Below are 2,361 nucleotides of genomic sequence, written 5' to 3' on the forward strand. Positions count from 1 at the left end.
GCTTTTGCAACGATCACATTCGTAGGCAGGCAATCGCACCATGCGCGCGTTAGTTCTACCAACTCAGTAATCCAGGCGTCGAATTGCTGAGCACAGAAGGTATAAAGATAGAATGGCTTGGCAAGCGTACGAAGATACCTCGACAATAGACAATGATACGAAAGACAAACCAGAAATGGTAGATTGGAACGCAAGCAGCGCGCCGAAGAGAAACATCTGCGAGGCCGCTGCACCGAAAGACAATCCAGATCTTCCAAGCGCTTGCAGCGCGTTGGAGACCACCATGGAAATACCTAACGGGACAAAGCTGAGGCATTTTATTTTCATATACGTTATTGCATATTTTTCTATATTTTCATCTGCAGAGATGGCATTGATAAACATATATCCCAGAAATATGATCAATATCATCCCGATACACATCAATATAGACGTAATAATAATGCCATAATTTATAGATTTTAAAATGTTTTCTTTGTGCTTAATTCCATGATTTTGCCCAATAATCGGTGCTGTCGCAAAAGCTGCGGAAAGAGCCGGCCAGAACAACAACTGCAATGTTCTTGATCCTATTCCGAGACCGGCCTGAGCATCGGCTCCATAAGGACTCACTAGTGAGTATATAATCGCACCAACAACAAACATGATCAAAATCTCGCCTGACGCCGGGATGCCAGCGCGAGAAATGGAAAACACTGTTTCTCTCGACGGGATCTGTACGAGCGATATCAAGGAGTCATGACCGCGGACATATAATGCAAACAATATCGCCAAGCCAACTATATTGGAAACAGAGCTGGCAATAGCGGTTCCGACAACACCTAACGGATAGGAGATCAGCCATCCGAAGGTCAGACAGGGCGCAAGGACAATGTTGATGACGATCATCACCAATAGAGCACCGACGGGTGCGCTTAGCATACCGCTTGCTCTGAAAAAAGCGCTCATAGCAGCGATCGGCAGAGGGAGCACAAGAGCGGGAAGGAAAAACAAAAGATACTGTTTGGATAGTGCATCGACATGACTGTCGGTTGCAATCGCCTTCAAATACGTGCCTGAACATAGAGCGATCAGTACCAGATAGGCGACCATGATGATTAACGAAAAGTTCAGAGCATCTGCCGCGGCTTTCAGAAATCCTGCCTTATCCTTGCTGCCGATAATAGGAGCGAGGCAGGCAATCCCGCCAGAAGAGAAGACCTGCGAAAACACCGAAGTGAGAAGCAACAGTGTAAAAACTGCAGAGACAGCGGCAACATCCTGCGCGCTGAAATAGGAAACGCAATACGTGTCTACCACCAGGCAGAGCGACTGAAACACAATGCCCAGGAAAATTGCAGGACATGATTTCAGCAGATGGCCTAAGATCGGGCCATCTGTGTAATCTACCGTCTGGAGTCTCTTCTTATGCCCCTGCATCCCTTTACCCGAGATACTTTCGGATGAGGCGCCGGATTTCGCGTCCATTCGCAGGCGAGAGCATATCGAAATGGTCCATATCGGTCTCGATGACCTCGAAAGCACTGCACACGAAGGGCTTCCAGAGTTTGTTCGGCAAGTCTCCATGACTGGGTAATGACTGTCTCGACTGCACAAACACGCAATCGGCCTGCACGGGCCGAGGATTGTGTCCAATCAGGAGTGCAACGCAATTTTGATAGACATTATTCACCCGAACCATAATCTCATGATCGATATTATCGAGACCATATCGCTTTGCGATATCAATAATCTCCGTGTCGGCGCGCGTACCCATCTCCCTCTTGTTGATCTCGCCGTAATACCCGTCAAGCATTATCAGATGGGCCACCTCCCGTCCTTGCGATTCTAGGGCTTCGCATATTGCATGTGCGGCGACGGCGCCGAACGACCAGCCCAAGATATAGTAGGGACCACTCGGCTGCTTGCTTGTGATTTGATCGACATAATCCGCTACCAGCTCCATCATGGTCGCGGGAAGACACTCGCCGTCTTCAAGACCGCGGGCCTGGATAGCGTAGATGGCCCTGTGCTCACATTTATCACCGACTTTATCGTCGACGAGATTCCGGAATGGCCAAACAAGTCCAGCGCCTCCGTGAATACAGAATAGGGGCTCTCGATCTCCTCCAGCCTTGATTAGGGTGAGGCTACCTCCGTCGATATTTTCGATTTTCTCCATGGCGGTAGCGAGTGCGCAGACGGTGGGGGCCTCGAAGATGATGCGTATGGGCAGGCTGACGGAGAAAATAGTGCGGATCCGGCTGATGAGGCGCGTCGCCAGCAGGGAGTGACCGCCGAGATCGAAGAAGCTCGTATCGATATCCACGCTCTCGCGATCGAGAAGCTCGGCAAACAGCGAACACAGCACGGCCTCACGCG

At 50.0% G+C, this 2,361-nt stretch carries 2 protein-coding genes; both read right to left on the reverse strand.

From position 1 onward, the window contains the following. Window positions 1–63: 63 nt before the first annotated feature. Window positions 64–1,467 (reverse strand): MATE family efflux transporter, encoded by a 1,404-nt coding sequence (locus tag C0V97_RS17790; RefSeq protein WP_158625424.1) that lies wholly within the window; start codon window positions 1,465–1,467, stop codon window positions 64–66. Beyond that, window positions 1,424–2,361 (reverse strand): thioesterase domain-containing protein (locus C0V97_RS17795; RefSeq protein WP_127103745.1); only part of this gene is annotated, 938 nt, incomplete at its 5' end. The genes C0V97_RS17790 and C0V97_RS17795, both read right to left, overlap by 44 nt.

The organism is Asaia sp. W19 (assembly GCF_003994335.1).
GTDB lineage: Bacteria > Pseudomonadota > Alphaproteobacteria > Acetobacterales > Acetobacteraceae > Asaia.